The organism is Ruegeria sp. HKCCD7255 (assembly GCF_013031565.1).
Classification (GTDB): Bacteria; Pseudomonadota; Alphaproteobacteria; order Rhodobacterales; family Rhodobacteraceae; genus Ruegeria.
Genome location: NZ_WQAG01000007.1, coordinates 75,040 through 100,870 on the forward strand (window position 1 = coordinate 75,040; position 25,831 = coordinate 100,870).

The following is a 25,831-nucleotide window of genomic DNA, read 5'->3' on the forward strand; positions in this document are numbered from 1 at the left end:
CATTGCCCGGGCTTTGTGGGGCAAGTCAACCTTGAGCCCGGCGCTTTCTTTCCCCATATAGAGAGCAGCCCAGATTTCGGAGTGACACCATGCAGACGCGCAACAAGATTTTGGACGATGTTTCCCAACTGATGACCAACGCCATGGGCGTGGCGCAGGGCGCGCGGGAAGAGGCCGAAAACGCGATGAAATCGATGATCGACCGCTGGTTGGCGGATCGCGATTTCGTCACGCGGGAAGAGTTCGATGCTGTGCGTGCCATGGCGCAGAAGGCGCGCGAAGAAAACGCGGCACTTGAGGCCCGCATCGCTGCGCTGGAAGCGAAGCTGGACAAATAGCACCTTCGTCTTCGGGTATTTCAAGTTTTTGGACAACGATTCTGTCGCGCAATCGCACATGCGGTTGAGCGGTGAGGTGTAGTTTGACGCATCCCAGGATTTAATCAAGTCAAAGCTTCCTGTGGCGCCAATATTTTGGACGCCGTGTCCGGCTGTCCACAACTTATTGATGTTATCCCCAAGAAATGGGGTTGTCAGGCAAAGCAACCCGGCGCACCATATCTAGTACAAGCCAACGGGGGAAGCCCGGCTTGTTGAGCAGGCAACTAGCGCTGGGGCGCTGCCGAACCCAGAATGCTAGAGACTAGTGAGGTTGCATTATGGCCCTTTCCGAGCAGTTTCTCGAAGAAGACCTTCATCCGATCGATATTGTTGAACATCTTGCTGAACATCACGACTGGGATTTTGACCGGATCGGGGATGATCAGATCGCCATGGCGGTGGAAGGTCAGTGGCGCACCTATTCGATTACGCTGGCGTGGTCGAACTATGACGAAACACTGCGCATGGTATGCTCGTTCGAGATGGAGCCGCCGACCGAACGCGAGCCCCAGCTTTATGAGCTGCTGAACCGCATGAACGATCAATGCTGGGCGGGGGCGTTCACCTATTGGGCCAACCAGAAACTGATGGTCTATCGCTATGGTTTGGTGCTGGCCGGTGGTCAGATGGCCAGCCCCGATCAGATCGACACGATGATCAACGCCGCGGTACTGAGCGCCGAGCGGTATTACCCGGCGATCCAACTGGTGACCTGGGGGAACCGGTCTGCTGAAGACGCGATGCAAGTCGCCATTGCAGAGGCCTATGGCCGCGCGTAAAGCTTTGCCCCGAACCAACTGAGGAGAGGGGCAATCATGGACATGTCACGCGTCGCCGAACAGGGGCTGGTGCTTCTGGGATGCGGCAAGATGGGGTCGGCCATGCTCGCCGGTTGGCTAGATCATGGCCTTCCTGCGTCATCGGTCTGGGTGATCGATCCTTTTCCATCAGACTGGCTGAAAGCGCAGGGTGTCAATATCAACACACCCTTGCCCGAAGCGCCTGCAGTGGTGCTGGTCGCCGTGAAACCCCAAATGATGGGTGAGGCCTTGCCTGCCATCAAAGCGCTGGGCGGTGGTCGCAGCCTGTTTGTCTCGGTCGCAGCCGGCACCTCGATTGCCAGTTTCGAATCTGTGCTGGGCGGTGGCACCCCGATTGTGCGGGCGATGCCGAACACACCAGCTGCGATCCGGCAGGGCATCACCGCCTTGATTGGGAATGCGACCGCGTCCGATGCCGATATCGCGCTTGCGGAAAACCTGCTGTCAGCCGTTGGTGAGACCGTCCGTTTGGACAGCGAAGCACAGATGGACGCGGTTACAGGGCTCAGCGGTTCGGGCCCGGCCTATGTATTTCACCTGATCGAAACTCTCGCCGCGGCAGGTGCGGCCCAAGGGCTACCTTCAGACTTGGCAATGCGATTGGCCAAAGCGACTGTTGCCGGGGCAGGGGCGTTGGCGGTGGCGGCTGAAGAAGACCCGTCTCAACTGCGGGTCAACGTGACATCGCCCAATGGCACGACACAGGCCGCGCTTGAAGTGCTTATGCACTCGGAGGATGGATTCCCGAACCTGTTGCACCGGGCGGTCAAAGCCGCCACAGACCGATCCAAGGAGCTTTCGCGTGAGTGAGATCAGTTTTGATGACTTTCTGAAAGTCGATATCCGTGTGGGTCAGGTCATCCGCGCCGAACCCTTTCCCGAAGCCCGCAAACCGGCGATCAAGATGTGGATCGATTTCGGGGATGAGATCGGTGAGCGCAAGACTTCGGCCCAGATCACGGCGCACTACGATCCGCAGGCATTAGTCGGAAAGCAAGTGATGGCAGTTGTCAATTTTCCGCCGCGCCAGATCGGCAAGTTCATGTCCGAGGTTCTGGTGCTGGGCTTGCCGGATGAGACGGGCGAAATCGTTCTGATCGGCCCGGATGGAGAGGTTCCGGTCGGCGGGCGGATGCATTGATGAAACTGTTCATCGCCCGGCCCATGACAGCAGCCATCGAAGCTCGTGCGCGTACAGAGTTTCACGTCGAGTTTCGCGAAAACACTCAGCCTTTGACCGAGCAGGAAATGCTGCAAGCGCTGCGCGACTTTGACGTGGTGGTGCCCACTTTGGGAGATCAGTTCTCGGCCCAGATTTTCGCGAAGGCAGATCAACCGCGATGCCGGCTGCTGGCCAATTTTGGTGTGGGTTTCAATCATATCGATGTGGCGGCTGCGCGGGCTGCGGGTATTGAGGTCACAAACACGCCTGGCGCGGTGACCGATGCCACGGCAGACATTGCCATGACGCTGCTTTTGACCACCGCACGGCGCGCGGGCGAAGGCGAACGCCTTGTGCGCAGCGGCAACTGGCAGGGTTGGCATCCAACCCAAATGCTGGGCCATCATGTGACGGGAAAACGGGTGGGCATTGTCGGGATGGGGCGAATCGGGCAGGCGATAGCCCGTCGTTGCCATTATGGGTTTGGCATGTCGGTCGGGTATTTCTCACGCAGCGCCAAAGAGCTGGACTTTCCTGCTGAGTTTTTAAGCGATTTGCGTTCCCTCGCGTCAAGTTCAGACTTTTTGGTCTTGGCTGTGCCCGGTGGCGCCGAGACCGAACACCTGATTGATGCCGATGTTTTGGCAGCGATGAAACCGTCGGGCATTCTGATTAACATCGCACGGGGCGAAGTGGTCGATGAGGCCGCGCTGATTGAGGCGTTGCAATCGCGCCAAATCGCGGGGGCTGGCCTTGATGTCTATGAGTTCGAGCCGCGTGTCCCTACAGCGCTGAGCGATCTTGAGACGGTAACGCTGTTGCCGCATCTGGGTACCGCGACCGAAGAGGTGCGCTCGGGCATGGGACATATGGTGCTCGACAATGTCGCGGCCTTTATCGCGGGTCAGCCCTTACCCAATCCGGTCTGACCATCCATCGCTTCGCGCCAGTGTTTACGGCACAGCGAGACATAGGTCTCGTTCCCACCGATCTGAACCTGCGCGCCTTCGGTGATTGCCTTACCGGCTTCGTCCTGACGGATCACCATGGTAGCCTTGCGTCCGCATTTGCAGATTGTGCGGACCTCTCGCATTTCATCAGCCAAAGCCAGCAATGTTGCTGATCCGGGGAAAAGTTTGCCCTGAAAATCGACCCTTAGACCATATGCAAGAACCGGAACGTTCAACTCATCGACCGCCAGAGCCAACTGCCAAACCTGTTCTTCGGTCAGAAACTGCGCTTCGTCCACGAAAACGCAGGCAACCTGACTTTGCGACAGGCGCGTGTTGATCATGCCGAAAATATCGTCGGTCGGTGTAAACGTGTCAGCCTGTTCGGATATCCCAATCCTCGATGCGATGCGTCCAGCGCCCGCGCGCCCGTCGATCGCCGCGGTCATCAGATAGGTGTCCATCCCGCGTTCGCGATAGTTGTGTGACGCCTGCAGCAACACGGTCGATTTGCCCGCATTCATGGTGGAATAGTTGAAGTAGAGCTTGGCCATGATGGTGGTCTAATTGGCCTCATCCCGGTCGGCAAGACATCTCGTTTACCAGAATCGACGACGCCGCTGCTGGGATCCGGGCTGAGCAAAAGCTCTTTGGGGATGGATACCCGGTTCCTGCAACGACGGCGCCCGTGACCAAGAATTGGCCATACCGGCATGAAACTGAAAATTGTTCCATGCAAACTCTTTACCGGTTCGAAAAAAACCGCCACTCACTCACAAAATCCCTGCATCTCTGAGGGATAGCCAAAAGATGGCATTTCAATTACTAAATAAATATGGGAAATTTCCCTGCCCATTCCCCTGCACGGACAGGCCGGGGACGGGGCGCAGGCAGTAAAGGTTAAAAAATGGCGGATATCGGGGCCTATCTGAAGAAGCACACAGAAGCACTTGTTAAGGACGTTGGCATTGAGGCCGCATGTGAGATAACCGGAAAATCCAAGGCAACTTTGGGTCGGTATTATTCGGACAATGCCGAGCACGCCGACAGGTTCATGCCAGTGGATTCGGTGGCCAAGCTTGAAAACGCAGCCAATTATCCGCATGTCACATCTGCCTTGGCTGATCTTAAGAACATCACCTTGTCTTACGACGGTCGCAACAGCAGCGAGCCACGCACCGGTGGTGTAAACTCGGACGTCATCGCGCTGAGCCAGCGTTTCGCGATGCTGATGACCGAATACCAGGCGGCAATCGAAGACGGGATCATTACCGTCAACGAAGCAAAGCGCTTGTTGAAAGAAACCAGCATGTTGCAGCAGGTTCTGATCGAGATGAAGCTGCACCTTGAAGAAGAGAGTGTGAGCTGAGCCTACGGAATTTTCTGGCCTGTCAGTTTGTCTGGGTCATCCGTTTGCTTTCGGCATTAGACAGCTAGGAAAACCATACTTCCGACGAAGCGCCGATTTCGACGCTCCCAAGTTCGGGTAAGGCACTGCGATATTGATATCGAGATTCGAGTTCTGGCTTGGCGGCGGAGACCGGCGCGTCTTAACCTTCACCCGCACCGTTTCACGATCACCGAACCCACTGAATATCCGGCGCCAAACGAGCAGATCAGACCGTGGTCGCCATCCTCAAGATCATCCGAGTATTTCGAAAACGCGATGATCGATCCGGCGGATGAGGTATTCGCGTAATCCTGCAGGATGTTGGGCTGTTCATCGGCATCGGGTTCTCGGCCGAGAACCTTTTTGCCGATAAAGTCGTTCATGGTCTTGTTCGCCTGATGCAGCCACAGACGCTTTAGGTCGCCACTGGCAATCCCCTCGGACTCCATGTGATCTGAGATATGCTTGCTGACCATCGGCAGCACTTCTTTGAACACTTTGCGACCGTTTTGCATGAACTGCATATCGCGCCGGTCAACCAGACCATCTGGGCGTGACCTGCGCAGGAAGCCGTTGTTGTTACGGATATTGTTGGAAAACTGGGTGGCGCATCGCGTCGACAGGATCTCGAAATGTGGGCCTTGAGCGTCTTCGATGCGTTCGATCAGAGTGGCCGTTGCCACGTCGCCAAAGATGAAATGACAATCGCGGTCGCGCCATTCCAGATGGCCCGAGCAGATCTCGGGGTTCACAACCAGTGCTGCGCGGACCGAGCCGGACCGGATCATGTCAGCAGCGGCCTGGATACCGAAGGTCGCAGACGAACAGGCGACATTCATGTCAAACCCAAACCCGTCAATGCCGAGCGCCTGCTGGATTTCGATAGCGATCGCGGGATAGGCGCGTTCGTGGTTCGAGGCCGCGCAGATCACCAGATCGACATCTTCCGCGCGACGCCCCGCCTGCGCCAGTGCCTTGTTGCAGGCATCAACCGCCATCTCTGTCATGATGCCTGGCTCGTCATCGTCGCGCTGCCGTAGGCTTGGATGCATGATTTCGGGGTCCAGCACGCCGGATTTGTCCATCACATATCGGTTCTCGATGCCCGATGCCTTGACGATGAATTCCTCTGACGAGTGTTGCATCGGCTCGATTTCACCCGCGGCGATGGCTTGCGCGTTTTCGGCGTTCTTGCGGTCGGCATAGGCGTTGAACGCAACAACAAGCTCGGCATTGGTAATACTGCTCTGAGGTGTGAAAACACCGGTTCCAGTGATGGCTGGCGTATACATAGCGGGTCCTGAATTTTTCGGATTTGCTCAAAATGCAGTCACAGACCGTTTTGATCAAGAGATGTTGACCCAAGGGAATAGGGGTTTCCGGTCACTTTCGGCGTCGATTCTTGCCACGGAGCTCGAGCACGATGTGTTTGGAACGCAAAACCCCGGCACCGGGCCGGGGTCTTAAGTGGTTCTTGAGTTGATCGATCAGCCTTGCAAGGATCGAACCTCAACATCCCCTTCGGCCTGCGCCTTGATGGCCAAAGCAGCGGCATAGCTGGCCGCAGCGGTGGTGTAATAAGGGATCTTGTCATAAAGCGCGATAGAGCGGATCGAGCGGCTATCTTCGACCGCCTGCGCACCTTCGGTTGAGTTCATGACCAGCTGAACCCCGCCATCTTTCATCAGGTCTGTGACATCCGGGCGGCCTTCATAGACTTTGTTGACCACACCGCAGGGCACGCCTTCAGCGTCAAGCCAGCTTTGTGTGCCGCGTGTTGCGACCAGCTTAAAGCCCTGATCCACCAGAACGCGGGCGGCTTCCAGCATGTCTGCGCCTTTGTCAGCGTCCTTGATCGAGATAAAGGCGGTGCCCGACGACGGCAGGACCATGCCAGCCCCCATCTGCGCCTTCAGGAAAGCGCGGGGGAAGCTGCGATCCCAACCCATGACCTCACCGGTCGAGCGCATCTCGGGGCCCAGAATCGTGTCCACGCCGGGGAAGCGGGCAAAGGGCAGTACCGCCTCTTTGACCGAAAACCACGGCATGTCGGGGTCGGCTAGTGTCATCTGATCCGCGATCTTGGTATCATCAACCGTCTTATAGGCCGGGCGCATCGGGAAGCCGGACAGTTTCTCTCCGGCCATGACGCGTGCGGCGATCGAGGCGATGGCGCTGTCGGTGGCTTTGGCCACAAAGGGCACCGTACGGCTGGCGCGGGGGTTCACTTCGATCAGAAAGATCTCGTCGTCCTTGATCGCAAACTGCACATTCATAAGTCCAACCACGTTCAACGCTTTGGCCAGTTTGAACGTTTGATCCTTGATCTGATCAATGATCTCTTTGGACAGCGAATAGGGTGGCAAAGAACAAGCGCTGTCACCCGAATGCACGCCCGCCTCTTCGATATGCTGCATGATTCCGGCGACATGCACGTCGGCCCCATCACAAAGCGCGTCCACATCCAGCTCAACGGCTCCAGCCAGATAGCTGTCGAGCAGGACCGGGCTGTCGCCCGAAACCACCACGGCCTCGTTAATGTAACGCCGCAGTTGATCCATATCGCGCACAATCTCCATCGCGCGACCGCCCAGAACGTAAGAAGGGCGGATTACAAGCGGGAAGCCGATCTCTTCGGCGATCTCAAGCGCCTGTTCGTCGGTCGAGGCGATGCCGTTCTTGGGCTGTTTCAGCCCCAATTCATTGACCAGCGCCTGGAACCGTTCACGGTCTTCGGCCAGGTCGATGGCGTCCGGTGTCGTGCCCAGGATCGGGATGCCCTCGGCCTCTAGCGCGTTGGCCAGTTTCAACGGCGTCTGACCGCCGAACTGAACGATCACACCGTGCAGGGTGCCGTTCTCCTGCTCTTTGGTCAGGATTTCCATCACGTGCTCAAAGGTCAGCGGTTCAAAATACAGCCGGTCCGAGGTGTCATAGTCGGTCGAAACGGTCTCGGGGTTGCAGTTGACCATGATCGTCTCATAGCCCGCATCGGTCAGCGCAAAACAGGCGTGGCAGCAGCAATAATCGAACTCGATCCCCTGACCGATCCGGTTGGGGCCGCCGCCCAGAATGACAACCTTTTTGCGATCACTGGGCCGCGCTTCGCATTCGACCTCGCCCATCATCGGGGCTTCATAGGTGGAATACATATAAGGTGTCTGCGCCTCGAACTCGGCTGCGCAGGTATCGATGCGCTTGAACACGGCCGTCACGCCCAGATTGCGCCGGGCGCGGCGCACATTCGCCTCATCCCGACCGGTCAGGTTGCCCAGACGCGCATCGGTGAAGCCCAGCATTTTCAGCTTGCGAATACCATCTTCGGTCATCGGCAGACCGTCTTTACGGACTTGACGCTCGGCCTCGATGATCTCGCGGATGCGGGCCAGGAACCAGGGGTCGAACTTGGTGACGCCAAAAATCTCATCATCTGTCAGGCCATGGCGCATGGCCTGTGCGATCGTGCGCAGCCGGTCAGGGGTCTGTTGGCTGATCGCTTTGATTACCGCAGCTTTATCATCGGCCTCATCCCAAACACCGACGTTCAGGCCCGGGATTTCGATCTCATCAAAGCCGGTCAGCCCCGATTCCATCGAAGCCAGCGCCTTTTGCATGGATTCGTGGATCGTGCGACCAATGGACATAGCCTCACCCACCGATTTCATCGCGGTGGTCAGGTACGGTTCAGAGCCGGGGAATTTCTCGAAGGCGAATTTCGGGATCTTGGTGACCACATAGTCAATGGTCGGCTCAAACGACGCTGGCGTGACCTTGGTGATGTCATTGTCCAACTCATCCAGCGTATAGCCCACAGCCAGTTTTGCAGCGATCTTTGCAATCGGGAAACCGGTCGCCTTGGATGCCAGCGCCGAGGACCGGGACACGCGCGGGTTCATCTCGATCACAACCATGCGGCCATCTTCCGGGTTGATCGCCCACTGTACGTTCGAGCCACCGGTCTCAACCCCGATCTCGCGCAGAACGGCGATCGAGCCGTTGCGCATGATCTGATATTCCTTGTCAGTCAGCGTCAGCGCCGGGGCCACGGTGATCGAGTCACCAGTATGAACGCCCATCGGGTCAACATTTTCGATAGAACAGACGATGATGGCGTTGTCGGCGGTGTCACGCACCACTTCCATCTCGTATTCTTTCCATCCCAGCAGGCTTTCATCCACAAGGATCTGGTTCACCGGCGACGCATCCATGCCCGAGCGGCAGAAATGGATATAATCCTCGCGGTTATAGGCCACGCCACCGCCGGTGCCGCCCAGCGTAAAGGCCGGGCGAATGATCGCGGGCAGGCCGATCTCTTCCAGCTCATCCAGCGCAATTTGCACGCCCGCATCCAGATCGGCGCTGCCGTCTTCTTTCTTAGGAGCCGTAACAATCGTGGCTTTGGGATTTTCCAGACCCAGCCGGTCCATCGCCTCGCGGAACAGCTTGCGATCTTCGGCCATTTCGATGGCGTCGCGCTTGGCGCCGATCATCTCGACCCCGAACTCTTCGAGCACGCCCATTTCTTCAAGCGCTAGCGAAGTGTTCAGACCGGTTTGTCCGCCCATGGTGGGCAACAGGGCGTCGGGGCGTTCCTTCTCGATGATCTTGGCCACAACTTCGGGCGTGATCGGCTCGATATAGGTTGCGTCGGCCAGTTCCGGGTCCGTCATGATCGTCGCGGGGTTCGAGTTTACCAGAATGACCCGATACCCTTCCTCGCGCAGCGCCTTACACGCCTGAGCACCGGAATAGTCGAACTCGCAGGCCTGACCGATGACAATGGGGCCTGCCCCGATGATCATGATCGACTGGATGTCGGTTCTTCTCGGCATGGCCTTGTTCCTTTGATGTCTGCGAGTCAGGGCGCCGCCCCAGCGCCCAAATTGTCCTGCGTTATAGGGACCGGGCGAAAAGGTGCAAGGGGGATCGGAAACAGATGTGAAATTGCCGCTTTTCTGTCTTTTCTCGCGTCGCGTTTCTCTATATCGCGCAGCACGGCAAATGGAGAAGCAATTGCGCATTCGTTTCGATCAGGGACCAGCCGGGCGAGGAACCCGGTTTGCGCAGCCCATAGGGATCATCCGTGCGGATTCTGCCCAAGAGGTGCCCCAGGCCCTGGAGGCGCTGGATCAGGCGCGTGCGGATGGGGCGTGGTTGGCCGGTTATGCCAGTTATGAGCTGGGTTATGTGTTGGAGCCAAGGCTCGCCGAGCGCTTACCCCGAAAACGCCGCTTGCCGCTGCTGTGTTTCGGTGTGTTCGCTACGCCGGACCGCGTTGGCCTTTCGGGTGACTTCGCCGAGATCAACGGGTTCAAACCGCGTTGGGATCAGCCACGGTACAGCAAAGCCTTTCGTCAGGTCCACGATGCCATTGGCGCGGGCGACATCTATCAGGCGAATCTGACCTTCCCGATTGACCTTGAGGTCAAAGGCAACAGCGCCGACCTCTATGCGGCGCTTGTCCGGTCTCAGCCGGTAGGTCATGGCGTGCTGATCGAACAAGACGGATTGCCTGACCTTCTTTGCCGCTCACCCGAGTTGTTTTTCCGCGCAGATGCCGAAGGGCGGATCGAAACGCGCCCGATGAAGGGCACTCAACCGCGCAGTGATGATCCGGTTGAAGATGAGCGCCGCCGCGCCTTTTTGGGGCGCGACCAAAAGAACCGGGCCGAGAACCTGATGATCGTTGACCTGTTGCGCAACGATATCAGCCGTATTGCGCTGGCCGGCTCTGTTACTGTGCCCGAGTTGTTCAAGGTGGAAAGCTACGCAACCGTTCATCAGATGGTGTCGCTTGTGCAGGCACAATTGCATCGCGGTATAGGGCTGTCGGACATCTTAACAGCACTATTCCCCTGCGGGTCGATCACCGGCGCGCCCAAAATCCGCGCGATGGAGATCCTGTCTGATCTGGAACCCTGGCCGCGCGATATCTATTGCGGCACCATCGGCTGGGCCGCGCCGGATGGGCGGTCGGAATTCAACGTGGCGATCCGTACATTGATGGTTGAAAAGGGCCATGCAACGCTGAACGTCGGCGGCGGTCTGGTCTGGGACAGCACAGCCACATCAGAATATGAGGAGGCGCTATGGAAAGCCCGCTTCGCGTGCCAACTGAGCCTGATTTCCGCCTGATCGAAACCTTTGCGTTTCGCCCTAGGCAGGGGGTGATCAGAGGCGACATGCACCTCGCGCGGATGGCGCGTACGACGCAGGTTTTGTCCTTACCCTTTGACCTGGATGCTGCGCAGGCGATGCTGGATCGGATCGCAGGCGAGGCGCCATTGCGGTGCCGTTTAACCATGGATGTTTCAGGCCATTTCGAGCTCACTACCGCTGCCCTTGCAGATACTGCCTCCAAATGGCGGCTGGCTCTTACGCAAACACGCTTGCAGTCAGCGGACCCGTGGTTGCGCCACAAAACCACGCGGCGATCTCTCTATGACAAGGAGCGAGCGACGCTACCGAAGGGCATTGATGAGGTTTTGTTTCTAAACGAACGTGGTGAACTCTGCGAAGGCACGATCACCAACCTGTTTCTTGAAATGCCCAATGGAACCCGTTTGACTCCGTCCCTAAGCAGTGGCGTGCTGCCAGGTATTCTGCGGGAAGAACTGCTGGAAAACGACGAATGGGCCGAGGCGGTTTTGACTTTGACTGATCTGAAACAGGCCCGAGCCGTATTCATGGGGAACGCTTTGCGCGGCCTGATCCCGGTAGAGATGGTGAACCTGTGAGCAAAAACGACACTATGGCAGAGCCCTTAGCCACGATGACGCGGCTGCGGTTCGAGTTTGGTCTGTTCTTCATCGCGGTACCCCTGGTCATTGCGGTGTTCTTTCCACCTGATTGGATGTTTCCGGCGCTCTTTGCCTTCACAGGCCTGGGAATCGTTCTGCTGCACGCCACGCCGGGTTTTGCCTGGGCCGAGCTGCGCTATGGCTGGGCCAACTGGTCGGTTGCAGAGTTGGGGGTGTTCGCCCTTGTTACTGCTGCTTTCTGTACAGCGCTGATCTATCTCACCCGGCCCGATGCTGCATTTTTCCTGCTCAAACACCGGCCCGAAATGCTGGCCTTTATCTGGGTCGGCTACCCGCTTTTGTCCGCACTGCCGCAAGAGCTGTTGTTCCGGCCGCTCTTTTTCCGGCGCTACCACGCCATTCTGCCCAAGGGGCGCAAAGCTGATCTGCTGAATGCGGCGGTCTTTTCCTTTGCGCACCTGATGTACTGGAGTTGGATCGTGGCGGTGATGACCTTTGCGGGCGGGCTGCTGTTCAGTTGGGCCTATCGCAAACGCGGCTCGTTCTTTTACGCGGTTCTGCTGCACGCGATCGCGGGGAATATCATCTTTGCCGTTGGTCTGGGCATCTATTTCTATTCCGGCAACGTGCAAAGGCCGTTTTGATCCCGCGACCCGCCTTGACTTTCCAAGCCTGACAGGGTGTATCGGCGCGACGAATTCTGCGCCCGAAGGGATATGATCCATGCACGCCTATCGCAGCCACACCTGCGCCGCTCTGACCGCCGCCAATGTCGGCGAAACCGTTCGCCTGTCTGGCTGGGTGCATCGGGTCCGAGATCATGGCGGCGTGCTGTTCATCGACCTGCGCGACCATTTTGGTGTGACGCAGGTTCTGTGTGACGGCGACAGCGCAGCCTTTGCCGAGTTGGAAAAGGTTCGCTCGGAATGGTGTATCCGCATCGATGGCACCGTCAAGGCGCGTGATCCTGAGCTTGTGAACCCGAAACTGCCCACGGGTGAGATCGAGGTCTATGTGCGTGAGCTTGAAGTATTGGGCGCGGCGGATGAACTGCCGCTGATGGTCTTCGGCGATCAGGAATACCCCGAGGAAACCCGCCTGCGCTATCGCTATCTGGACCTGCGCCGCGAGGCGATGCAACGCAATATGACCCTGCGGTCGGACGTTGTGGCCTCAATGCGCAAACGCATGTGGGATCAAGGGTTCCGCGAGTATCAGACACCGATCATCACGGCATCCTCGCCCGAAGGCGCGCGCGATTTTCTGGTGCCTTCGCGCCTGCATCCCGGCAAGTTCTATGCGCTGCCGCAGGCACCACAACAGTTCAAACAGCTGATTATGGTGTCGGGCTTTGACAAATATTTCCAGATTGCGCCCTGCTTCCGCGATGAAGACCCGCGCGCCGACCGCTCGCCCACCGATTTCTATCAGCTTGACCTTGAGATGTCGTTTGTCGAGCAGCAGGACGTGTTTGACACCATCCAGCCGGTTCTGACTGGCGTGTTCGAAGAGTTTGGCGGTGGTCGCAAGGTAGATCAGGACTGGCCGCAGATTTCCTACAAGGACGCAGCGCTGTGGTACGGCAGCGACAAGCCCGACCTGCGGAACCCTATTAAAATGCAAGTGGTCTCCGACCACTTTCGCGGGTCTGGCTTCGCGATCTTCGCGAAGCTGTTGGAGCAGGACGGCACCGAGATTCGCGCCATCCCTGCGCCGGGTGGCGGCAGCCGCAAGTTCTGTGACCGGATGAACAAGTTCGCGCAGCAAGAAGGCCTGCCCGGAATGGGTTATATCTTCTGGCGCGATCAGGGCGACGGGATGGAGGCCGCCGGTCCATTGGCCAAGAACATTGGCCCAGATCGGACCGAAGCGATCCGGCAACAGCTGGGTCTGGGTGTTGGTGATGCAGCGTTTTTCCTGGGTGGCAAACCGAATGCCTTTGAAAAGGTTGCGGGCAAGGCGCGGGATGTGATCGGAGAGGAGCTAGGTCTGACCGAGAAAGACCGGTTCGCTTTTGCCTGGATCGTGGATTTCCCGATCTATGAGAAGGACGAAGAAACCGGGGCGATCGATTTCGAACACAACCCGTTCTCGATGCCTCAAGGTGGGATGGAGGCGCTGAACGGTGATCCTCTGGACGTTCGTGGCTATCAGTATGACCTGGCCTGTAACGGGTACGAGCTGGTCTCAGGTGCGATCCGGAACCACAAGCCAGAGATCATGTTGAAAGCCTTTGAACTGGCGGGCTATGGCGCGGATGAGGTGAAATCCCGCTTTGGTGCGCTGTTCAATGCCTTCCATTATGGTGCGCCGCCGCACGGCGGCTGCGCTGCGGGGATCGACCGTATCGTAATGCTGCTGGCGGATGAGGCGAACATCCGCGAAGTCATGATGTTCCCGATGAACCAGCGTGCCGAAGATCTGATGATGGATGCGCCCTCGAACCCGACCTCGGATCAGTTGATGGAGCTGGGGCTGCGCGTTATTCCGCAGGACTAGGCATCGGTTGACGGTCGGAACGCGGATCGTTTCGCGAAATACGGAATACGCTGGCCCCCGGCCCGAGTCAGCGTATTTCAATGTCTACAGATTTTCGATTGTCCCGAATGCTACGTGCTGACGACCGGGTGCGACTATACGCCCAAAGACTAAGCAAGCTGGCGGTAATGAAATAGGCAGTGATCACCTCAGATCGCCTCCTGCCGCTCTAGGCGGTTCTGGACCAGCCCAGCGACGCGCGCAGCCATCGCCGTGACCTGAGCCCCTTTGGCCCGCGATGCGGCGAGTTGTTCTGCTGCCTCGGCTAAAATCTGATCTTCGGCGTCGCGGGCGACGCCCTGAAGAAACTGCACCGCGTAGTCCAGCGCGCGTGAATCCGTGGGACCCGCAAGAATGTCCGAGATGTGGGCCATATCATCCTGATAGGCCAGCCAATCCGGGCGGATGGGCTCGTCTCGGACATTGTGCAACCCGCTTGGGCGGCGATCTTCTGGCAAAAGTTCCAGGATCGTCTTTTGGAAATAGGCCAGTGATGTCAGGGGTTTGGGTAGAAACCCGTCGGCCCCGACCTGTCGCGCCGCCTCACATGCGCCGTCGTCACCGGACAGGCCCAGAATGGCGCTGACACGCGGGACGGCGTGGGTCAGTTCGGCAATCAGGTCGGTCCCGGACCCGTCTGGCAGGCCGATATCAACGATGACCACAGAGGGGCGGTAGATCTGCAAATGACGCCGTGCAGAGCGCAAACAATCGGCCCTGCGGATGCGCGCGCCGCTGTGCAGGCACATCAGGCGGATCGCGTCGCAGGCATAGCGGCTGTCTTCGACCACCAGAATGGTCTGGCCCAGCAAGGGCCGCAGCGCGGTGGCAGCAGGGGTGGCGAGAGGGTCCGAATCGACCATGGCAGAACTCCTAATCAGCAGATGCCTTACGCTAGGAACTCCTGGCTAATACGAGGTTAACGGGCGATTTGGCGCACTTGTCCTTTGGTCTGACTGCCCCCATAACCGCTGTAACGCAGTACGGAGGACTTCTCATGATCGGTCGCTTGAACCATGTTGCCATTGCTGTCCCGGACCTCGAGGCGGCTTCGGCGCAGTATCGCGATGCGTTGGGTGCCAAGGTTGGCGCACCGCTGGATGAACACGATCACGGTGTGACCGTTGTGTTCATCGAACTGCCCAACACCAAGATCGAACTGCTCTATCCATTGGGCGAAAACAGCCCGATCAACGGTTTCCTCGAAAAGAACCCGTCAGGCGGCATTCACCACGTCTGTTACGAAGTCGAAGACATCATCGTAGCCCGTGACCATCTGAAAGCCAGCGGGGCACGCGTTCTGGGGACCGGAGAGCCCAAGATCGGTGCGCATGGCAAGCCCGTTCTGTTCCTGCATCCAAAGGATTTCAACGGCTGTCTGGTCGAGTTGGAAGAGGTCTGAGCCTATGACGATCACCGCCGCATTGGTTTTGTTTGCCGTCATCTGGTTCCTGACGCTTCTGGTCGTGCTGCCAGTTCGGATCAAAACCCAAGGCGATCTGGGCGACATCGTTCCGGGCACCCATGCGGGGGCGCCCGAAATCCATCACATGCGCAAAAAGCTGTGGATCACAACCGGCATCACTATTGTTCTGTGGGCCATCATCGCCGGGATCATCATCTCAGGTGTGATCTCGGTGCGGGATTTCGACTGGCTCAATCAGTTGGAGCCCCGCGACTAGCGTTGCGAGAGGGTGTGGTAGATATGGGTGAAGGTGGCAGCACCCATGATCGGAATGACCAGGTTTACAAACGGGATTGACAACGGGATCGCCATCAAGGTTCCGGCAACCCAAATCGTCGTGGCGTGTTTTGATCTGAGCTTTCGGGCTTCGACCCGCCCGATCCGACGCATCGCGGCGAGGGTGAAGTATTCGCGACCCAGCAAGAACCCGTTCATGGCCCAGAAGATGAACGGTGCCAGCGGTGTGAAAATCACGTAAAGCACCAGGGCCAAAAGGTTGGCCAAGATTAACACGCCCAAAAAGCCCAAGCTGTCAGACAGCGCATCCCCGAAAGAGACACCGGGAACCTTTGGCAAGCACGGATAGTGTTGGTCTTCGACAGCCTGAGCGACCTCGTCGAGAAACATCGACGTAATCGCCGAGGCTACGGGCACCATCAAAAAGATTGGCAAGATCAGTACAAGGACGATGCCTGAATAGTTCAGCAGGTCGTTCAACCAAGGCACCGCACCAATCCAGGGGAGGGAAATCTCATTCCCGGCCAATTTATTGATCACCCAGATCGCGGCTGCACAGGCCAGAACGAGCAGTAGGATGGTCAGTCCTACACCCCGCAGCAGAACCGAGCGAAATCTGGGATCGCCAATCTGACCCAAGGCCGCGAAAAACGCGTTTAGGATGGTCATTCGGAAACCCACTGTGTCAGAGCTGCTAAGTCTGGGCGTGGGCGTTCGGGTGGGGCGACGCTTTCTGTGGCGATATGGATGAAGCCTGCCACGCGTTCGTTTTCTGCCAACCCCAATGCCTGCTGACAGAATGTGCGGTCATGGGATTGCCAGCCCGACAGCCAGTTTGCGCCCCAACCTGCAGCTAATGCTGCGTTCAGCAGGGCCAGACACACCGCGCCGGCGGAATAGGTCTGTTCCAGGGTAGGGATCTTTTCTGAAGGCTTCTGCACCTCGATCACAGCAACCGCTAGCTGTCCCAGATCGAACTGGCTGCGGGCTTTGGTAATCTCTTCTTCGGTCTTGCCCAAAGCAATCGCGCGTTCTTCGGTCAGTTGTGCCAATCGTGGCATTGCGCCTTTTTCGAGAACGATAAACCGCCAAGGTTCAAGCTTGCCATGATCGGGGCTGCGCGCAGCTGCGGTTAGCAATGGCAACAGCTCTTCCCGGGTGGGCGCGGGGGCGACCAGTGTTTTAGCAGGACGAGACCGGCGCATCTGCAGAAATTCCAGTGCGGCAGGGTTCTTCAATGACATATGTTAACTTTCTTTACATGGCCCGCACATATGTTGGCCGGGCCATGCAGGGTTTCAAGGGTAAAGAGGCTGCAAAGATGCGAAAACGCAAGCTTGTCTATCGTTTTGCACGCGGTCCTAGCCGCCCTGCGCGTCAGTTTCCCGTATCTGATACACACCCTCAGGCAGGTCCAGCGCAGCGGCCAGGTCCCTGACCTGTTCGACGGACAGGGTGATCTTTTGCATCGTATCTGTGCGCGGGTCCAATTGCTCGATCGTGACGCATTCGGCAAAGCTGTTGATGACCACATCCTCTTGCAAGGGTTTTGGGCCTTCATCCACCAGCGTGACGACAGTCGAGTCGAATTCATGCTCAATCGAAAACATAAGGGCACAGTGCCGCTCGAATTTCGGCAATGCAACCCGGGATTACAGAATATGGAGTGGTCGCCCCGAATTGGCCGCGCTATGTTGATCTGCCGAATGGGTCGAGCGAAAGGAAACGGAATGCGTCGTCTGGCTTTGTTGCTGGCTTTTGTGCTTGCGGCCTGTGACACATCCACTCTTGTACTGATACCGGCTGCGGAATGGCGGCCAAGTTCACCCGAGCTTCAGGTCAAAGCGCGTGAATTTGCCGAGGTGAGCCGTGCGGTTGGAGGAGCGGCCAGGCGCGAGTGTTTGCGCGCTTCATCGGATGAAAACTGTGACTTTGCCGTTTTTGTTGATCCGAACCCACGGGCGCAGGCTAATGCCTTTCAGACGCGCGACAAGACGGGTCGCCCGATCATCATTTTCACCCGAGCGATGCTGGAAGCCACGCAGAACGATCAGGAAATGGCCTTTGTGATGGGGCATGAGGCTGCGCATCATATTCTGGACCATATCGACAGGCAGCGGCAGAACGTGCAGGAAAGTGCCAGAATCTTTGGCGATATTGCACGTGATCAGGGTGAGAACGCCGCAGGGATAGAACGTGCGCAGGAAATTGGCGCAAATGTCGGGGCGCAAAGCTATGCGCAGCAGTTCGAGCTTGAAGCTGATCGGATGGGAGTGAACATTACCTATGCCGCCGGCTACAATCCCCTGATCGGAATGGCGTTCTTTCAGCGCATCCCAGACCCCGGCGATCAATTTTTGGCCTCGCATCCCCCCAATGCCGAACGCGAAGAGGCGGTTTTGAAAGCCGCCCGCTCACTGGGCTTGGTCCGATGAGCACAGTAACCCGGCTGGGTGTTGTGCTTAGCGATCGGGGATCGAAATACGCGGTCAGTGGCGGGCCTGTGTCCAGCCGCGAGGATGTCGATGCCTTGCTTGCTGAATTGAAAGGTGACAAGGCCTATGCCAAAGCCACTCATAACACCTGGGCCGCCATGCTACCCACTGGGGCGCTCAAGGCCGATGATGGTGAGGCAGGTGCGGCGATGGTCATCCTGCGTATGATGCAGCGCGAGGATCTGTCAAACCATGTGATCGTTGTAACCCGATGGTACGGCGGCAAAAAGCTTGGTGGAGACCGGTTTCGGCGGGTGCAGGACGCGACGCGGGCCTACTTGGATCACCTCAAAAGCTGACTTGACCTGAATCAAAGCGTGCAAGTCCCGGCCCGCTAGGCTGTAGCTATCGGTGCGAACAGACAAGGGGAACCGCAATGACCGACCGACAGACACTGAAACGCCATGCTGAGCTGGTAGATGACATGGCCAGCACGCTGGGTGTTGACCTGGAAGAGGCGACATTGCGCGGTGAGTTGGAATTCGGTGACATCGCGGATGCGGTACTCAGATGCACGCAATGCCCCAACCCCGTTCACTGCCAATCGTTTCTGGCAGAAACTTCATCGGCGATTCATACCCCGGACTATTGCCGGAACAAAGGTTTGCTGGAACGGCTGACGGGCTAGAACAGGCATCATTCCTTCAGCGGCTTCGCTAAAGATCTTTGTGCGATCCGTCACAAAGCGGCTGTGTCTTGCTGTGCTTGCATCCGCAAAAGAACACCTTCTTGTCTGCCTCAGCCGTATATTTTAGCGGTTCGAACCCGCTTCCTTTGTGCGAGCCATCGCAAAAGGGCTGGTTCTGAGATTTGCCGCACGAACACCAGAAGTAGGTTTTTCCCTCGGTCACTTCGATAGGAAGCGGGGCTTTCTGGGCAATATGCGGTGTGTCTGACATTTGGCTTCTCCGTTCACTGGCTGATGTCTTTTCCACAGTTTAGTGCAGAGAATGCAATTGGGTAGCACAATCCGATGCGTCGAGAATTAGCGCGTATTCGCCATATTCACGAATTCGTGATTGTTATAGTTGCCAGCGCGGAATCCCAGACGTATCCTGAAATCAGCCCTGAAAAACCGGGCAATATCAGGAAAGTAATAAGGATCGACGGACATGAAACCCAAATTCGCTGCAATTTGTGCCACTGCATTAGTTCTGGCTGCTTGTGCTCAGCAAGAAGAGCCCGCTCCCGTGTATGTTCAACCAACTTTTGACAAAGCCGGGACAGCCAGTTGCCCAGCAGGTTACGATCTGGCCACAACCCAGGCTGGCCAAACAGTATGTAACCCGGTTACCCAGTAACCTCAAAGACGGGCGACTCGACTATGGGTCGCCCGCGACCTCATGCAATTCTTCGTTCCCCAACGGAGTGGTCTTTTGGGGATCACTGCGCATAATGCCCACATTTGAGGGGATGAGCGCATGCAGACTTTTTTTTCACGGCTAAGGGATAGAACCAGATGGAGCTGGCAGGGGCTGGTGAAAACCTATGCCGATGAACACTCTTTCAGGTCGTGGATTTGGTTGAATCTCGTTTCGGTAATTCTTGTCTTGGTGCTTCCCGTCAGCCCATCCCTGCGTGCGTTGATCCTTGTCTTGGGTATCCTGGTTCTTGTCGCCGAACTGTTCAACACTGCCATCGAGCGCGCCGTTGATCACACCTCTCTGGATCATCATCCGCTTGCGGGTCAGGCGAAGGACGCGGCAAGTGCTGCGGTCGCTTTGACAGCGATTGCTGCAGGGGTCGCCTGGATCGTAGCGGTGGTTGGCCTCTTGTGACGATCCTATTCAGGTATCGTTCGCGATGCGTCCCCAAAGATCGTATTCGCCGGCCTCGTCCACCTCGACAGTGAGCATATCGCCGGGTTTCAAATCTTCGAAACCTTCATCCACGAACAGATTGCCATCGATCTCGGGGGCGTCAGCTTTTGTCCGGCAGGTTGCGGCCTCGTCGTCGACCTCATCCACGATCACCTGTAACGTCTGACCGACCTTGGCCGCCAATTTGGCCTCGGAAATGGACTGCGCCTTTTCCATGAACCGGTTCCAGCGGTCCTGTTTGACCTCATCGGGAACATGATCTGGCAGGTCATTTGACCGCGCGCCCGCGACATTTTCGTATTGAAAACAGCCGACGCGATCCAGCTGCGCCTCGTCCATCCAATCCAGAAGGGTCTGAAACTCGGCTTCTGTCTCACCAGGATATCCAACGATAAAAGTCGAGCGCAGAGTGATGTCAGGGCAGATCGCCCGCCACGCGGCGATCTCGTCCAGAGTTTTGGCCGCAGCCGCAGGGCGGGCCATGCGTTTCAGTACATCCGGGTGCGCATGCTGAAATGGAATGTCCAGATAGGGCAGCAGGTTGCATCCGGCATCGGCCATCAGAGGGATAAGGTCTCGCACATGCGGGTAGGGGTAGACATAGTGCAGACGGACCCAGGCGTCGAACTGACCCAGCTCGCGCGCCAGATCGGTAATATGGCTGCGCACCTCGCGATCTTTCCACGGGTTCACATCGTATTTACGGTCCAAACCGTAGGCCGAGGTGTCTTGCGAAATCACCAGCAACTCGCGCACACCGTTATCGACCAGCTTTTCGGCCTCACGCAGGATCGCATGGGCCGGTCGACTGGCCAGTTTCCCGCGCATATCGGGGATGATGCAGAACTTGCACTTGTGATTGCAGCCTTCCGAGATTTTCAGATAGCTGTAATGGCGCGGTGTTAGCTTGACGCCAGAAGACGGCATCAGGTCGATAAAGGGATCAGGATCGGGCGGAACGGCCGAATGCACCGCATCCAGAACCTGTTCATACTGATGTGGCCCAGTAACGGCGAGAATTTTGGGGTGATGCTCGCGGATGTATTCCGGCTCTGCCCCCAGACAACCTGTGACAATCACCTTGCCGTTTTCAGCCAAAGCCTCGCCAATCGCGTCCAGGGATTCCGCTTTGGCGCTGTCCAAAAACCCGCAGGTATTCACGATCACGGCATCGGCCCCTGAATAATCGGGTGAAATGCCGTACCCTTCCGCGCGCAGGCGCGTCAAAATGCGTTCGCTGTCGACCAAGGCCTTCGGGCAGCCAAGCGACACCATGCCAAGGGTCGGCTGACCACGACGCGGCGTGTCGGTGATCTGGGCCGCAGGGGCCAGGTCGGGGCGGAGATTGGGTGGGTTCGAGCTCATGCTGCGGCGTATAGTAGGGAAAGCTTTCCCTTGCAATTGCTCCGCGCACAAGGATGACTAAGGCAAAACAATCTGACCGAGCAGGCAGGTGGCACAACATGAAATGGCTGATAAGAATTCTCTTCTTTGTTATCGCGGCTTTTGGCCTGGTCATCGGCGCATTGCTATTGATGCCCAAGGACAAGTTGAGCGCCATTTTGACCGAGCAAGTCAAAGCCCAGACCGGGCGCGACCTGACGATATCTGGTGACGTGGGAATAACCTTCTGGCCAATTCTGGGTATCTCAGCTGGGGCGGTTACCTTCAGCAACGCACCCTGGGCCGGATCGCAGCCGATGCTAAGCGCCGAAAGTCTTGATATTGGCGTAGATGCCGCCGCCTTGATCAATGGCCAATTGCGGATCAAACGCGTCTTTGCCGACAATCCAGTGCTGCGTCTTGAGCTGTCGGATGGGCGCGGCAATTGGGAGCTGAATACGCCAGCCGCTTCTTCGACACAGAGCACAGGGAGCAGCAGCGGTGGTGGATCACCCTCTGCGAACCCTTCTGCGGTCACGCTCGATCAGCTTGAACTGACCAATGCGCGACTGGTTTACGTGGACAATGGTGCGGTTCAAATGGACTTCTCGGGGGTCGATCTGTCGGCGAGCTGGCCGGATGTCACTGCCCCGATGGCGATGTCGGCCAGCATGGCCGCTCCCGGAGGATCGGTGGACGTAAACCTCACAATCCCGGATCTGCCAGCGTTTTCCAGCGGTGTGGTGACCCCGTTAACCATCGCGCTGAAAGCTCCGGGCGGCGAGATCAGTTTTGATGGACGGGTTAACCTGGCCGGAGAGATGGATGGCGAAACCCAGGTGGTCTCGCGCAACACAAAAAGGATGTTGGCCGCGTTTGGTCAAAAAGGGGTTTCCATTCCGAACGGTCTTGGTCGAAAGGCCGAAATCTCGGCGCACATGACCTATACGCGGGACGGACGCATTGCGCTGCGGGATATGGTAGCAGTGCTGGACAATAATCAAATGACCGGTGAGGCCGACATAGAAATCTCGTCGCCGCCCAAAGTGACCGCGCAGATCAATGCAGGCGATCTGGACCTGACTAAAGCACTTGCCTCTGAAAGTACTGGCAGCAGTGGCAGCAATGGCGGCGGTGGGGCGAGCGCGGGATGGTCGCGGGCACCGATTGATGCGTCGGCATTGGCGCTGGCCAATGGGTCCATTCGCCTCAAGGCGAACTCGATTGCTGTGCCGGACCTGACGTTAGGGCCCAGCGATCTGAGGCTGAACCTCAGCAATTCGCGTGCGGTTCTGAAGATGCAGCCCGCAACTTTGTTCTCTGGGACGTTGAATGGTCAGGTCGTGGCAAATAACCGAAACGGCCTTTCGGTTGGTGGCGACCTGACGGCGACCGGCATCAATCTGCAAGAAGCGCTGTCTGCTCTGGGCGGGATTGAACGCCTGTCAGGCAATGCATCCGGCAGACTGAAATTCCTGGGCGTCGGTCAGAACGAGAACCAGATCATGCGTTCACTGAGTGGTGAGGGGAATATCAACGTAGGCAGCGGTGTGATTTCGGGCTTTGATCTGGATCGGCTGATGGGCCGCGGAGAAGGGACAGGCGGCACGACCGTATTCAACAGTTTGACCGCAAGCTTTACGATGAAGAACGGCAACCTGAGAAATAACGACCTGCTGATGCAACTGGATAATTTCCGTGCCGATGGATCGGGGCGCGTTGGGCTGGGACAACGTGACATCGACTATCTGTTTACGCCGGTTGCCTTGCGGGCCAATTCCGGCAAGGGCATTTCTGTTCCAGTACGGATCGAAGGCCCATGGGAGAGTCCTTCGATCAAACCCGATCTGACCAAAGTGATCGAAGCTGCGGCCGAGGCCGAGCTGAAAGATCTTGAAAACGAAGCCAAGAACCAAGTTCTCAAGAAAGTTGGTAAAGAGTTGGATACCGAAGTTACCGATACGGATCAGATCGGTGATGCCCTCAAAAACAAGCTGGAGGACGAGGCCAAAAAGGGTCTGCTGAAGCTCTTTGGCGGGGATTGAGCGCGGCAGGGTTTTGCCCTGCCGCGATCGTTGAATCAGATGGTTTGGTCGTAGTCGCCAACGCCGGGTTCAGTACGGATCACCGCATCAAGCTCGGCAAAAATGGCACGCATTTCGTCTTCGCTGTCGCTGCTTTCACAGACCACAACCAGATTGGGCGTGTTCGAGGATGCACGCACCAGGCCCCAGCTGCCATTGTCCAGAATGACACGCGCCCCGTTGACGGTGACCACCTCTTTGATAGCACGCCCGGCAAAACTGTCGCCCGCATCCGCCTTGGCCACCAGCTTTTCGACCAGCCGGGCAAGGATGTCGTATTTCTCAGTATCAGCGGCATAGGGCGACATGGTGGGGGTCGACCATGTTTTCGGCAGCGCCTTGCGAAGGTCCGACATGCTTTTGTCTGGGTTGCGGTCCATCAATTTGCAGATCTCAACCGCTACTCGCATCCCGCAATCATATCCGCGCCCGATGGGCTCGGCCAAAAAGTAGTGGCCCGATTTCTCGAACCCGGCCAGCGCGCCGATTTCCTTGACCCGGCGCTTCATATGGCTGTGGCCGGTTTTCCAGTAATCCGCTTTGACGCCAAGAGCCTGAAGTTCCGGGTCACTGGCAAACAGGCCGGTTGACTTCACATCCGCCACAAAGGTCGAGCCGGGATGCAGCTTTGCCAGATCGCGCGCCATGATGACACCAACCTTGTCGGCAAATATCTCTTCGCCCTCATCATCGACAACGCCGCAGCGATCGCCGTCACCGTCAAAGCCAAGCGCCAGATCCGCGCCGCTGGCTTTCAGTGTGTCCGACATGTCATGGAGCATTTCCATGGCCTCGGGGTTTGGATTGTAGTTGGGGAAGGTATAGTCCAGCTCATTATGGCTGGGCACAACTTCAACGCCCATGCGCTCAAAGATCTCGGGTGCAAAGGCCGAGGCGGTGCCGTTGCCCGTGGCGCAAACCACCTTGAGCGGGCGGGACATTTTGAAATCCCCAACCAGATCGTTGATATAGGCCTCTTTCACGCCATCCACGAACTCATAAGATCCGCCGTCACGGGCAACACCTTCGCCATTCAGGGCAATGTCACGTAGTTCTGACATTTCATCCGGGCCGTGAGTCAGGGGACGATCAAAACCCATCTTGACCCCGGTCCAACCGTTGGGGTTATGGCTGGCGGTCACCATGGCCACTGCGGGCACATCCAGATGGAACTGGGAAAAATACGCCATCGGGCTGAGCGCAGGGCCGATATCCTTGACCTGAATACCCGCCTGCATCAGGCCCACGATCAGTGCATTTTTGATCGACAGGGAATAGTCGCGATAGTCATTGCCCACTGCAATCACCGGAGCGATGCCGCGTTTGTGCATCTGGGTGCCCAGACCAAGGCCAAGCGCTGTCATGCCCGGCAGGTTGATCTCATCAGGGTATTTCCAGCGCGCATCGTATTCGCGAAACCCGGTGGGTTTGATCATCGGGTCGCGCAGAAAGCTCCAGGTGTTGGGGGTCACCTCGGGGATGGGTTTCATCATAACTCTTCTCAATCGTTAAATTTGAATTGGATTCGCTTTGGCCAGCGCATCAAACTGCATCAATGTGTCAACAAGTTGAGGCATCTGGTCCAAGTAGATCATGTTTGGTCCGTCGCTGGGGGCATTGTCGGGATCTTGGTGGGTTTCGATAAACACAGCCGCCGTGCCAATCGCCACTGCAGCGCGCGCCATGACAGGTGCGAATTCACGCTGTCCACCCGAAGATCCGCCTTTCCCGCCCGGTTGTTGCACCGAATGCGTGGCGTCCATCACCACAGGATAACCGGTCTGGGCCATCTGCGGCAACGAGCGCATGTCGGCCACCAATGTGTTATATCCAAATGAGCTTCCGCGTTCGGTCAGCAGAATATTCCGGTTTCCGGTGCTTTCGATCTTGGCCACGATGTTGGGCATTTCCCAAGGCGCCAGGAACTGCCCTTTCTTGACGTTAATCACGGCGCCGGTGTTGCCTGCTGCCAGCAGCATATCTGTCTGGCGGCACAGGAAAGCCGGGATTTGCAGAACATCGACCGCCTCAGCGGCAACGGCGCATTGCGCCTCGGTATGAACATCGGTCAGCACCGGGATGCCCATGGTGCGACGAATGTCGTCGAGCACCTTGAGCCCCACATCAATGCCCATGCCGCGTTTGCCCGACAGAGATGTGCGGTTCGCCTTGTCATATGAGGCTTTGAACACATATTGCGCGCCCGCAGCGGCGCAGGCTTCTTTCATTGTACCAGCAATCATTTGGGCATGGTCAGCCGTTTCCAGCTGGCAGGGGCCCGCGATGATCGTCAGCGGAAGATCGTTGCCAACCGTAAGGTCAGCGATTTTTACATGTTTCATGTG

At 57.5% G+C, this 25,831-nt stretch carries 28 protein-coding genes; 17 read left to right on the plus strand and 11 right to left on the minus strand.

Annotated features, from left to right (window positions below; translation table 11 throughout):
* The first annotated feature begins 89 nt into the window (after positions 1–89).
* From GOX45_RS13995 to GOX45_RS14015, 5 genes are all read left to right on the plus strand, one after another.
* Complete coding sequence (locus GOX45_RS13995) at positions 90–338, plus strand: accessory factor UbiK family protein (RefSeq protein ID WP_050604795.1); 249 nt, start codon at positions 90–92, stop codon at positions 336–338.
* A 320-nt stretch (positions 339–658) separates the two neighbouring features.
* Positions 659–1,159 carry a YbjN domain-containing protein gene (locus tag GOX45_RS14000; RefSeq protein ID WP_171101777.1) on the plus strand — a complete coding sequence of 167 codons (501 nt, stop codon included), beginning with the start codon at positions 659–661 and terminating at the stop codon, positions 1,157–1,159.
* A 36-nt stretch (positions 1,160–1,195) separates the two neighbouring features.
* Complete coding sequence (proC, locus tag GOX45_RS14005; RefSeq protein ID WP_171101778.1) at positions 1,196–2,011, plus strand: pyrroline-5-carboxylate reductase; 816 nt, start codon at positions 1,196–1,198, stop codon at positions 2,009–2,011.
* A complete protein-coding gene (locus GOX45_RS14010; RefSeq protein ID WP_171101779.1) occupies positions 2,004–2,342 on the plus strand; it encodes a tRNA-binding protein in 339 nt (112 codons plus the stop codon). The genes proC and GOX45_RS14010 overlap by 8 nt, the downstream gene beginning before the upstream one ends.
* On the plus strand, positions 2,342–3,292 hold the full coding sequence (locus tag GOX45_RS14015; RefSeq protein WP_171101780.1) for a D-glycerate dehydrogenase: 951 nt from the start codon (positions 2,342–2,344) through the stop codon (positions 3,290–3,292). The genes GOX45_RS14010 and GOX45_RS14015 overlap by 1 nt, the downstream gene beginning before the upstream one ends.
* Here the strand turns inward: GOX45_RS14015 and GOX45_RS14020 are convergent.
* Positions 3,268–3,867 (minus strand): thymidine kinase, encoded by a 600-nt coding sequence (locus GOX45_RS14020; protein WP_171101781.1) that lies wholly within the window; start codon positions 3,865–3,867, stop codon positions 3,268–3,270. The genes GOX45_RS14015 and GOX45_RS14020 overlap by 25 nt on opposite strands.
* Before the next feature lie 353 nt (positions 3,868–4,220).
* Here GOX45_RS14020 and GOX45_RS14025 point away from each other — a divergent pair, with 353 nt between their 5' ends.
* Positions 4,221–4,682, plus strand: coding sequence for a hypothetical protein (locus GOX45_RS14025; RefSeq protein ID WP_171101782.1), 462 nt, complete (start codon positions 4,221–4,223; stop codon positions 4,680–4,682).
* Positions 4,683–4,870: 188 nt separating this feature from the next.
* On the opposite strand, the gene GOX45_RS14030 is transcribed toward GOX45_RS14025, so the two are convergent.
* Both GOX45_RS14030 and carB read right to left on the minus strand, forming a co-directional pair.
* On the minus strand, positions 4,871–5,995 hold the full coding sequence (locus GOX45_RS14030) for a beta-ketoacyl-ACP synthase III (protein WP_171101783.1): 1,125 nt from the start codon (positions 5,993–5,995) through the stop codon (positions 4,871–4,873).
* Positions 5,996–6,190: 195 nt separating this feature from the next.
* Positions 6,191–9,535, minus strand: coding sequence for a carbamoyl-phosphate synthase large subunit (gene carB / locus GOX45_RS14035; RefSeq protein ID WP_171101784.1), 3,345 nt, complete (start codon positions 9,533–9,535; stop codon positions 6,191–6,193).
* Between the two features lie 181 nt (positions 9,536–9,716).
* On the opposite strand from carB, the gene GOX45_RS14040 reads away from it, so the two are divergent.
* From GOX45_RS14040 to aspS, 4 genes are all read left to right on the plus strand, one after another.
* Positions 9,717–10,838: an aminodeoxychorismate synthase component I gene (locus tag GOX45_RS14040; RefSeq protein ID WP_254446027.1), complete on the plus strand. Its 1,122-nt coding sequence runs from the start codon at positions 9,717–9,719 to the stop codon at positions 10,836–10,838.
* Positions 10,793–11,440: an aminotransferase class IV family protein gene (locus GOX45_RS14045; protein WP_171101786.1), complete on the plus strand. Its 648-nt coding sequence runs from the start codon at positions 10,793–10,795 to the stop codon at positions 11,438–11,440. The genes GOX45_RS14040 and GOX45_RS14045 overlap by 46 nt, the downstream gene beginning before the upstream one ends.
* Positions 11,437–12,108 carry a CPBP family intramembrane glutamic endopeptidase gene (locus GOX45_RS14050; protein ID WP_371808981.1) on the plus strand — a complete coding sequence of 224 codons (672 nt, stop codon included), beginning with the start codon at positions 11,437–11,439 and terminating at the stop codon, positions 12,106–12,108. The genes GOX45_RS14045 and GOX45_RS14050 overlap by 4 nt, the downstream gene beginning before the upstream one ends.
* 79 nt (positions 12,109–12,187) lie before the next feature.
* Positions 12,188–13,963 (plus strand): aspartate--tRNA ligase, encoded by a 1,776-nt coding sequence (gene aspS, locus GOX45_RS14055; protein ID WP_171101787.1) that lies wholly within the window; start codon positions 12,188–12,190, stop codon positions 13,961–13,963.
* A gap of 188 nt (positions 13,964–14,151) precedes the next feature.
* Here the strand turns inward: aspS and GOX45_RS14060 are convergent, their stop codons facing one another.
* Complete coding sequence (locus GOX45_RS14060; protein WP_171101788.1) at positions 14,152–14,865, minus strand: response regulator; 714 nt, start codon at positions 14,863–14,865, stop codon at positions 14,152–14,154.
* Between the two features lie 134 nt (positions 14,866–14,999).
* Here GOX45_RS14060 and mce point away from each other — a divergent pair, with 134 nt between their 5' ends.
* Together mce and GOX45_RS14070 are read left to right on the plus strand one after the other, a co-directional pair.
* Entirely contained in the window at positions 15,000–15,404 is a 405-nt protein-coding gene (gene mce / locus GOX45_RS14065) for a methylmalonyl-CoA epimerase (protein ID WP_171101789.1), read from the plus strand.
* A 4-nt stretch (positions 15,405–15,408) separates the two neighbouring features.
* Positions 15,409–15,684: a DUF1467 family protein gene (locus GOX45_RS14070; protein ID WP_171101790.1), complete on the plus strand. Its 276-nt coding sequence runs from the start codon at positions 15,409–15,411 to the stop codon at positions 15,682–15,684.
* On the opposite strand, the gene GOX45_RS14075 is transcribed toward GOX45_RS14070, so the two are convergent.
* The 3 genes from GOX45_RS14075 to GOX45_RS14085 all read right to left on the minus strand — a co-directional run bounded on the left by GOX45_RS14075 (position 15,681) and on the right by GOX45_RS14085 (position 17,314).
* Positions 15,681–16,373 (minus strand): EI24 domain-containing protein, encoded by a 693-nt coding sequence (locus tag GOX45_RS14075; protein ID WP_171101791.1) that lies wholly within the window; start codon positions 16,371–16,373, stop codon positions 15,681–15,683. The genes GOX45_RS14070 and GOX45_RS14075 overlap by 4 nt on opposite strands.
* Entirely contained in the window at positions 16,370–16,948 is a 579-nt protein-coding gene (locus GOX45_RS14080) for a nitroreductase family protein (protein ID WP_171101792.1), read from the minus strand. Before GOX45_RS14080 ends, GOX45_RS14075 begins: the two co-directional genes overlap by 4 nt.
* Before the next feature lie 117 nt (positions 16,949–17,065).
* The gene (locus GOX45_RS14085) at positions 17,066–17,314 is read right to left on the minus strand and encodes a hypothetical protein (RefSeq protein WP_171101793.1); all 249 of its coding nucleotides are present in this window, start codon (positions 17,312–17,314) and stop codon (positions 17,066–17,068) included.
* A gap of 120 nt (positions 17,315–17,434) precedes the next feature.
* On the opposite strand from GOX45_RS14085, the gene GOX45_RS14090 reads away from it, so the two are divergent.
* The 3 genes from GOX45_RS14090 (at position 17,435) to GOX45_RS14100 (ending at position 18,827) form a co-directional block, all read left to right on the plus strand.
* Entirely contained in the window at positions 17,435–18,139 is a 705-nt protein-coding gene (locus GOX45_RS14090; RefSeq protein WP_171101794.1) for a M48 family metalloprotease, read from the plus strand.
* Positions 18,136–18,498, plus strand: coding sequence for a YigZ family protein (locus tag GOX45_RS14095; protein WP_171101795.1), 363 nt, complete (start codon positions 18,136–18,138; stop codon positions 18,496–18,498). The genes GOX45_RS14090 and GOX45_RS14095 overlap by 4 nt, the downstream gene beginning before the upstream one ends.
* Positions 18,499–18,575: 77 nt before the next feature.
* The gene (locus GOX45_RS14100; RefSeq protein ID WP_171101796.1) at positions 18,576–18,827 is read left to right on the plus strand and encodes a DUF6455 family protein; all 252 of its coding nucleotides are present in this window, start codon (positions 18,576–18,578) and stop codon (positions 18,825–18,827) included.
* 28 nt (positions 18,828–18,855) lie between these two features.
* Here GOX45_RS14100 and GOX45_RS14105 read toward each other — a convergent pair whose 3' ends face one another.
* Entirely contained in the window at positions 18,856–19,098 is a 243-nt protein-coding gene (locus GOX45_RS14105; protein ID WP_171101797.1) for a CDGSH iron-sulfur domain-containing protein, read from the minus strand.
* Between the two features lie 522 nt (positions 19,099–19,620).
* Between GOX45_RS14105 and GOX45_RS14110 the strand changes: the two genes are divergently transcribed.
* The gene (locus GOX45_RS14110) at positions 19,621–19,977 is read left to right on the plus strand and encodes a diacylglycerol kinase (RefSeq protein ID WP_171101798.1); all 357 of its coding nucleotides are present in this window, start codon (positions 19,621–19,623) and stop codon (positions 19,975–19,977) included.
* Between the two features lie 9 nt (positions 19,978–19,986).
* Here GOX45_RS14110 and rimO read toward each other — a convergent pair whose 3' ends face one another.
* Positions 19,987–21,384 (minus strand): 30S ribosomal protein S12 methylthiotransferase RimO, encoded by a 1,398-nt coding sequence (rimO, locus tag GOX45_RS14115; protein ID WP_171101799.1) that lies wholly within the window; start codon positions 21,382–21,384, stop codon positions 19,987–19,989.
* Between the two features lie 98 nt (positions 21,385–21,482).
* Between rimO and GOX45_RS14120 the strand changes: the two genes are divergently transcribed.
* Positions 21,483–23,447, plus strand: coding sequence for an AsmA family protein (locus GOX45_RS14120; RefSeq protein ID WP_171101800.1), 1,965 nt, complete (start codon positions 21,483–21,485; stop codon positions 23,445–23,447).
* 35 nt (positions 23,448–23,482) lie between these two features.
* On the opposite strand, the gene GOX45_RS14125 is transcribed toward GOX45_RS14120, so the two are convergent.
* Both GOX45_RS14125 and kdsA read right to left on the minus strand, forming a co-directional pair.
* Positions 23,483–24,979 (minus strand): phosphomannomutase/phosphoglucomutase, encoded by a 1,497-nt coding sequence (locus GOX45_RS14125; RefSeq protein WP_171101801.1) that lies wholly within the window; start codon positions 24,977–24,979, stop codon positions 23,483–23,485.
* A gap of 15 nt (positions 24,980–24,994) precedes the next feature.
* On the minus strand, positions 24,995–25,828 hold the full coding sequence (gene kdsA / locus GOX45_RS14130) for a 3-deoxy-8-phosphooctulonate synthase (RefSeq protein WP_171101802.1): 834 nt from the start codon (positions 25,826–25,828) through the stop codon (positions 24,995–24,997).
* Positions 25,829–25,831 lie beyond the last annotated feature (3 nt).

Bases quoted from the DNA above. Each gene is read 5' to 3' on its own strand.
- GOX45_RS14085 (WP_171101793.1), bottom strand. From the start codon at position 17,314: ATGTTTTCGATTGAGCATGAATTCGACTCGACTGTCGTCACGCTGGTG.
- GOX45_RS14020 (WP_171101781.1), bottom strand. From the start codon at position 3,867: ATGGCCAAGCTCTACTTCAACTATTCCACCATGAATGCGGGCAAATCG.
- GOX45_RS14060 (WP_171101788.1), bottom strand. From the start codon at position 14,865: ATGGTCGATTCGGACCCTCTCGCCACCCCTGCTGCCACCGCGCTGCGG.
- GOX45_RS14100 (WP_171101796.1), top strand. From the start codon at position 18,576: ATGACCGACCGACAGACACTGAAACGCCATGCTGAGCTGGTAGATGAC.
- mce (WP_171101789.1), top strand. From the start codon at position 15,000: ATGATCGGTCGCTTGAACCATGTTGCCATTGCTGTCCCGGACCTCGAG.
- proC (WP_171101778.1), top strand. From the start codon at position 1,196: ATGGACATGTCACGCGTCGCCGAACAGGGGCTGGTGCTTCTGGGATGC.
- carB (WP_171101784.1), bottom strand. From the start codon at position 9,535: ATGCCGAGAAGAACCGACATCCAGTCGATCATGATCATCGGGGCAGGC.
- GOX45_RS14015 (WP_171101780.1), top strand. From the start codon at position 2,342: ATGAAACTGTTCATCGCCCGGCCCATGACAGCAGCCATCGAAGCTCGT.
- GOX45_RS14080 (WP_171101792.1), bottom strand. From the start codon at position 16,948: ATGTCATTGAAGAACCCTGCCGCACTGGAATTTCTGCAGATGCGCCGG.
- GOX45_RS14090 (WP_171101794.1), top strand. From the start codon at position 17,435: ATGCGTCGTCTGGCTTTGTTGCTGGCTTTTGTGCTTGCGGCCTGTGAC.
- GOX45_RS13995 (WP_050604795.1), top strand. From the start codon at position 90: ATGCAGACGCGCAACAAGATTTTGGACGATGTTTCCCAACTGATGACC.
- GOX45_RS14045 (WP_171101786.1), top strand. From the start codon at position 10,793: ATGGAAAGCCCGCTTCGCGTGCCAACTGAGCCTGATTTCCGCCTGATC.
- GOX45_RS14095 (WP_171101795.1), top strand. From the start codon at position 18,136: ATGAGCACAGTAACCCGGCTGGGTGTTGTGCTTAGCGATCGGGGATCG.
- rimO (WP_171101799.1), bottom strand. From the start codon at position 21,384: ATGAGCTCGAACCCACCCAATCTCCGCCCCGACCTGGCCCCTGCGGCC.
- GOX45_RS14075 (WP_171101791.1), bottom strand. From the start codon at position 16,373: ATGACCATCCTAAACGCGTTTTTCGCGGCCTTGGGTCAGATTGGCGAT.
- GOX45_RS14125 (WP_171101801.1), bottom strand. From the start codon at position 24,979: ATGATGAAACCCATCCCCGAGGTGACCCCCAACACCTGGAGCTTTCTG.
- GOX45_RS14000 (WP_171101777.1), top strand. From the start codon at position 659: ATGGCCCTTTCCGAGCAGTTTCTCGAAGAAGACCTTCATCCGATCGAT.
- GOX45_RS14030 (WP_171101783.1), bottom strand. From the start codon at position 5,995: ATGTATACGCCAGCCATCACTGGAACCGGTGTTTTCACACCTCAGAGC.
- GOX45_RS14070 (WP_171101790.1), top strand. From the start codon at position 15,409: ATGACGATCACCGCCGCATTGGTTTTGTTTGCCGTCATCTGGTTCCTG.
- GOX45_RS14105 (WP_171101797.1), bottom strand. From the start codon at position 19,098: ATGTCAGACACACCGCATATTGCCCAGAAAGCCCCGCTTCCTATCGAA.
- kdsA (WP_171101802.1), bottom strand. From the start codon at position 25,828: ATGAAACATGTAAAAATCGCTGACCTTACGGTTGGCAACGATCTTCCG.
- aspS (WP_171101787.1), top strand. From the start codon at position 12,188: ATGCACGCCTATCGCAGCCACACCTGCGCCGCTCTGACCGCCGCCAAT.
- GOX45_RS14025 (WP_171101782.1), top strand. From the start codon at position 4,221: ATGGCGGATATCGGGGCCTATCTGAAGAAGCACACAGAAGCACTTGTT.
- GOX45_RS14120 (WP_171101800.1), top strand. From the start codon at position 21,483: ATGAAATGGCTGATAAGAATTCTCTTCTTTGTTATCGCGGCTTTTGGC.
- GOX45_RS14110 (WP_171101798.1), top strand. From the start codon at position 19,621: ATGCAGACTTTTTTTTCACGGCTAAGGGATAGAACCAGATGGAGCTGG.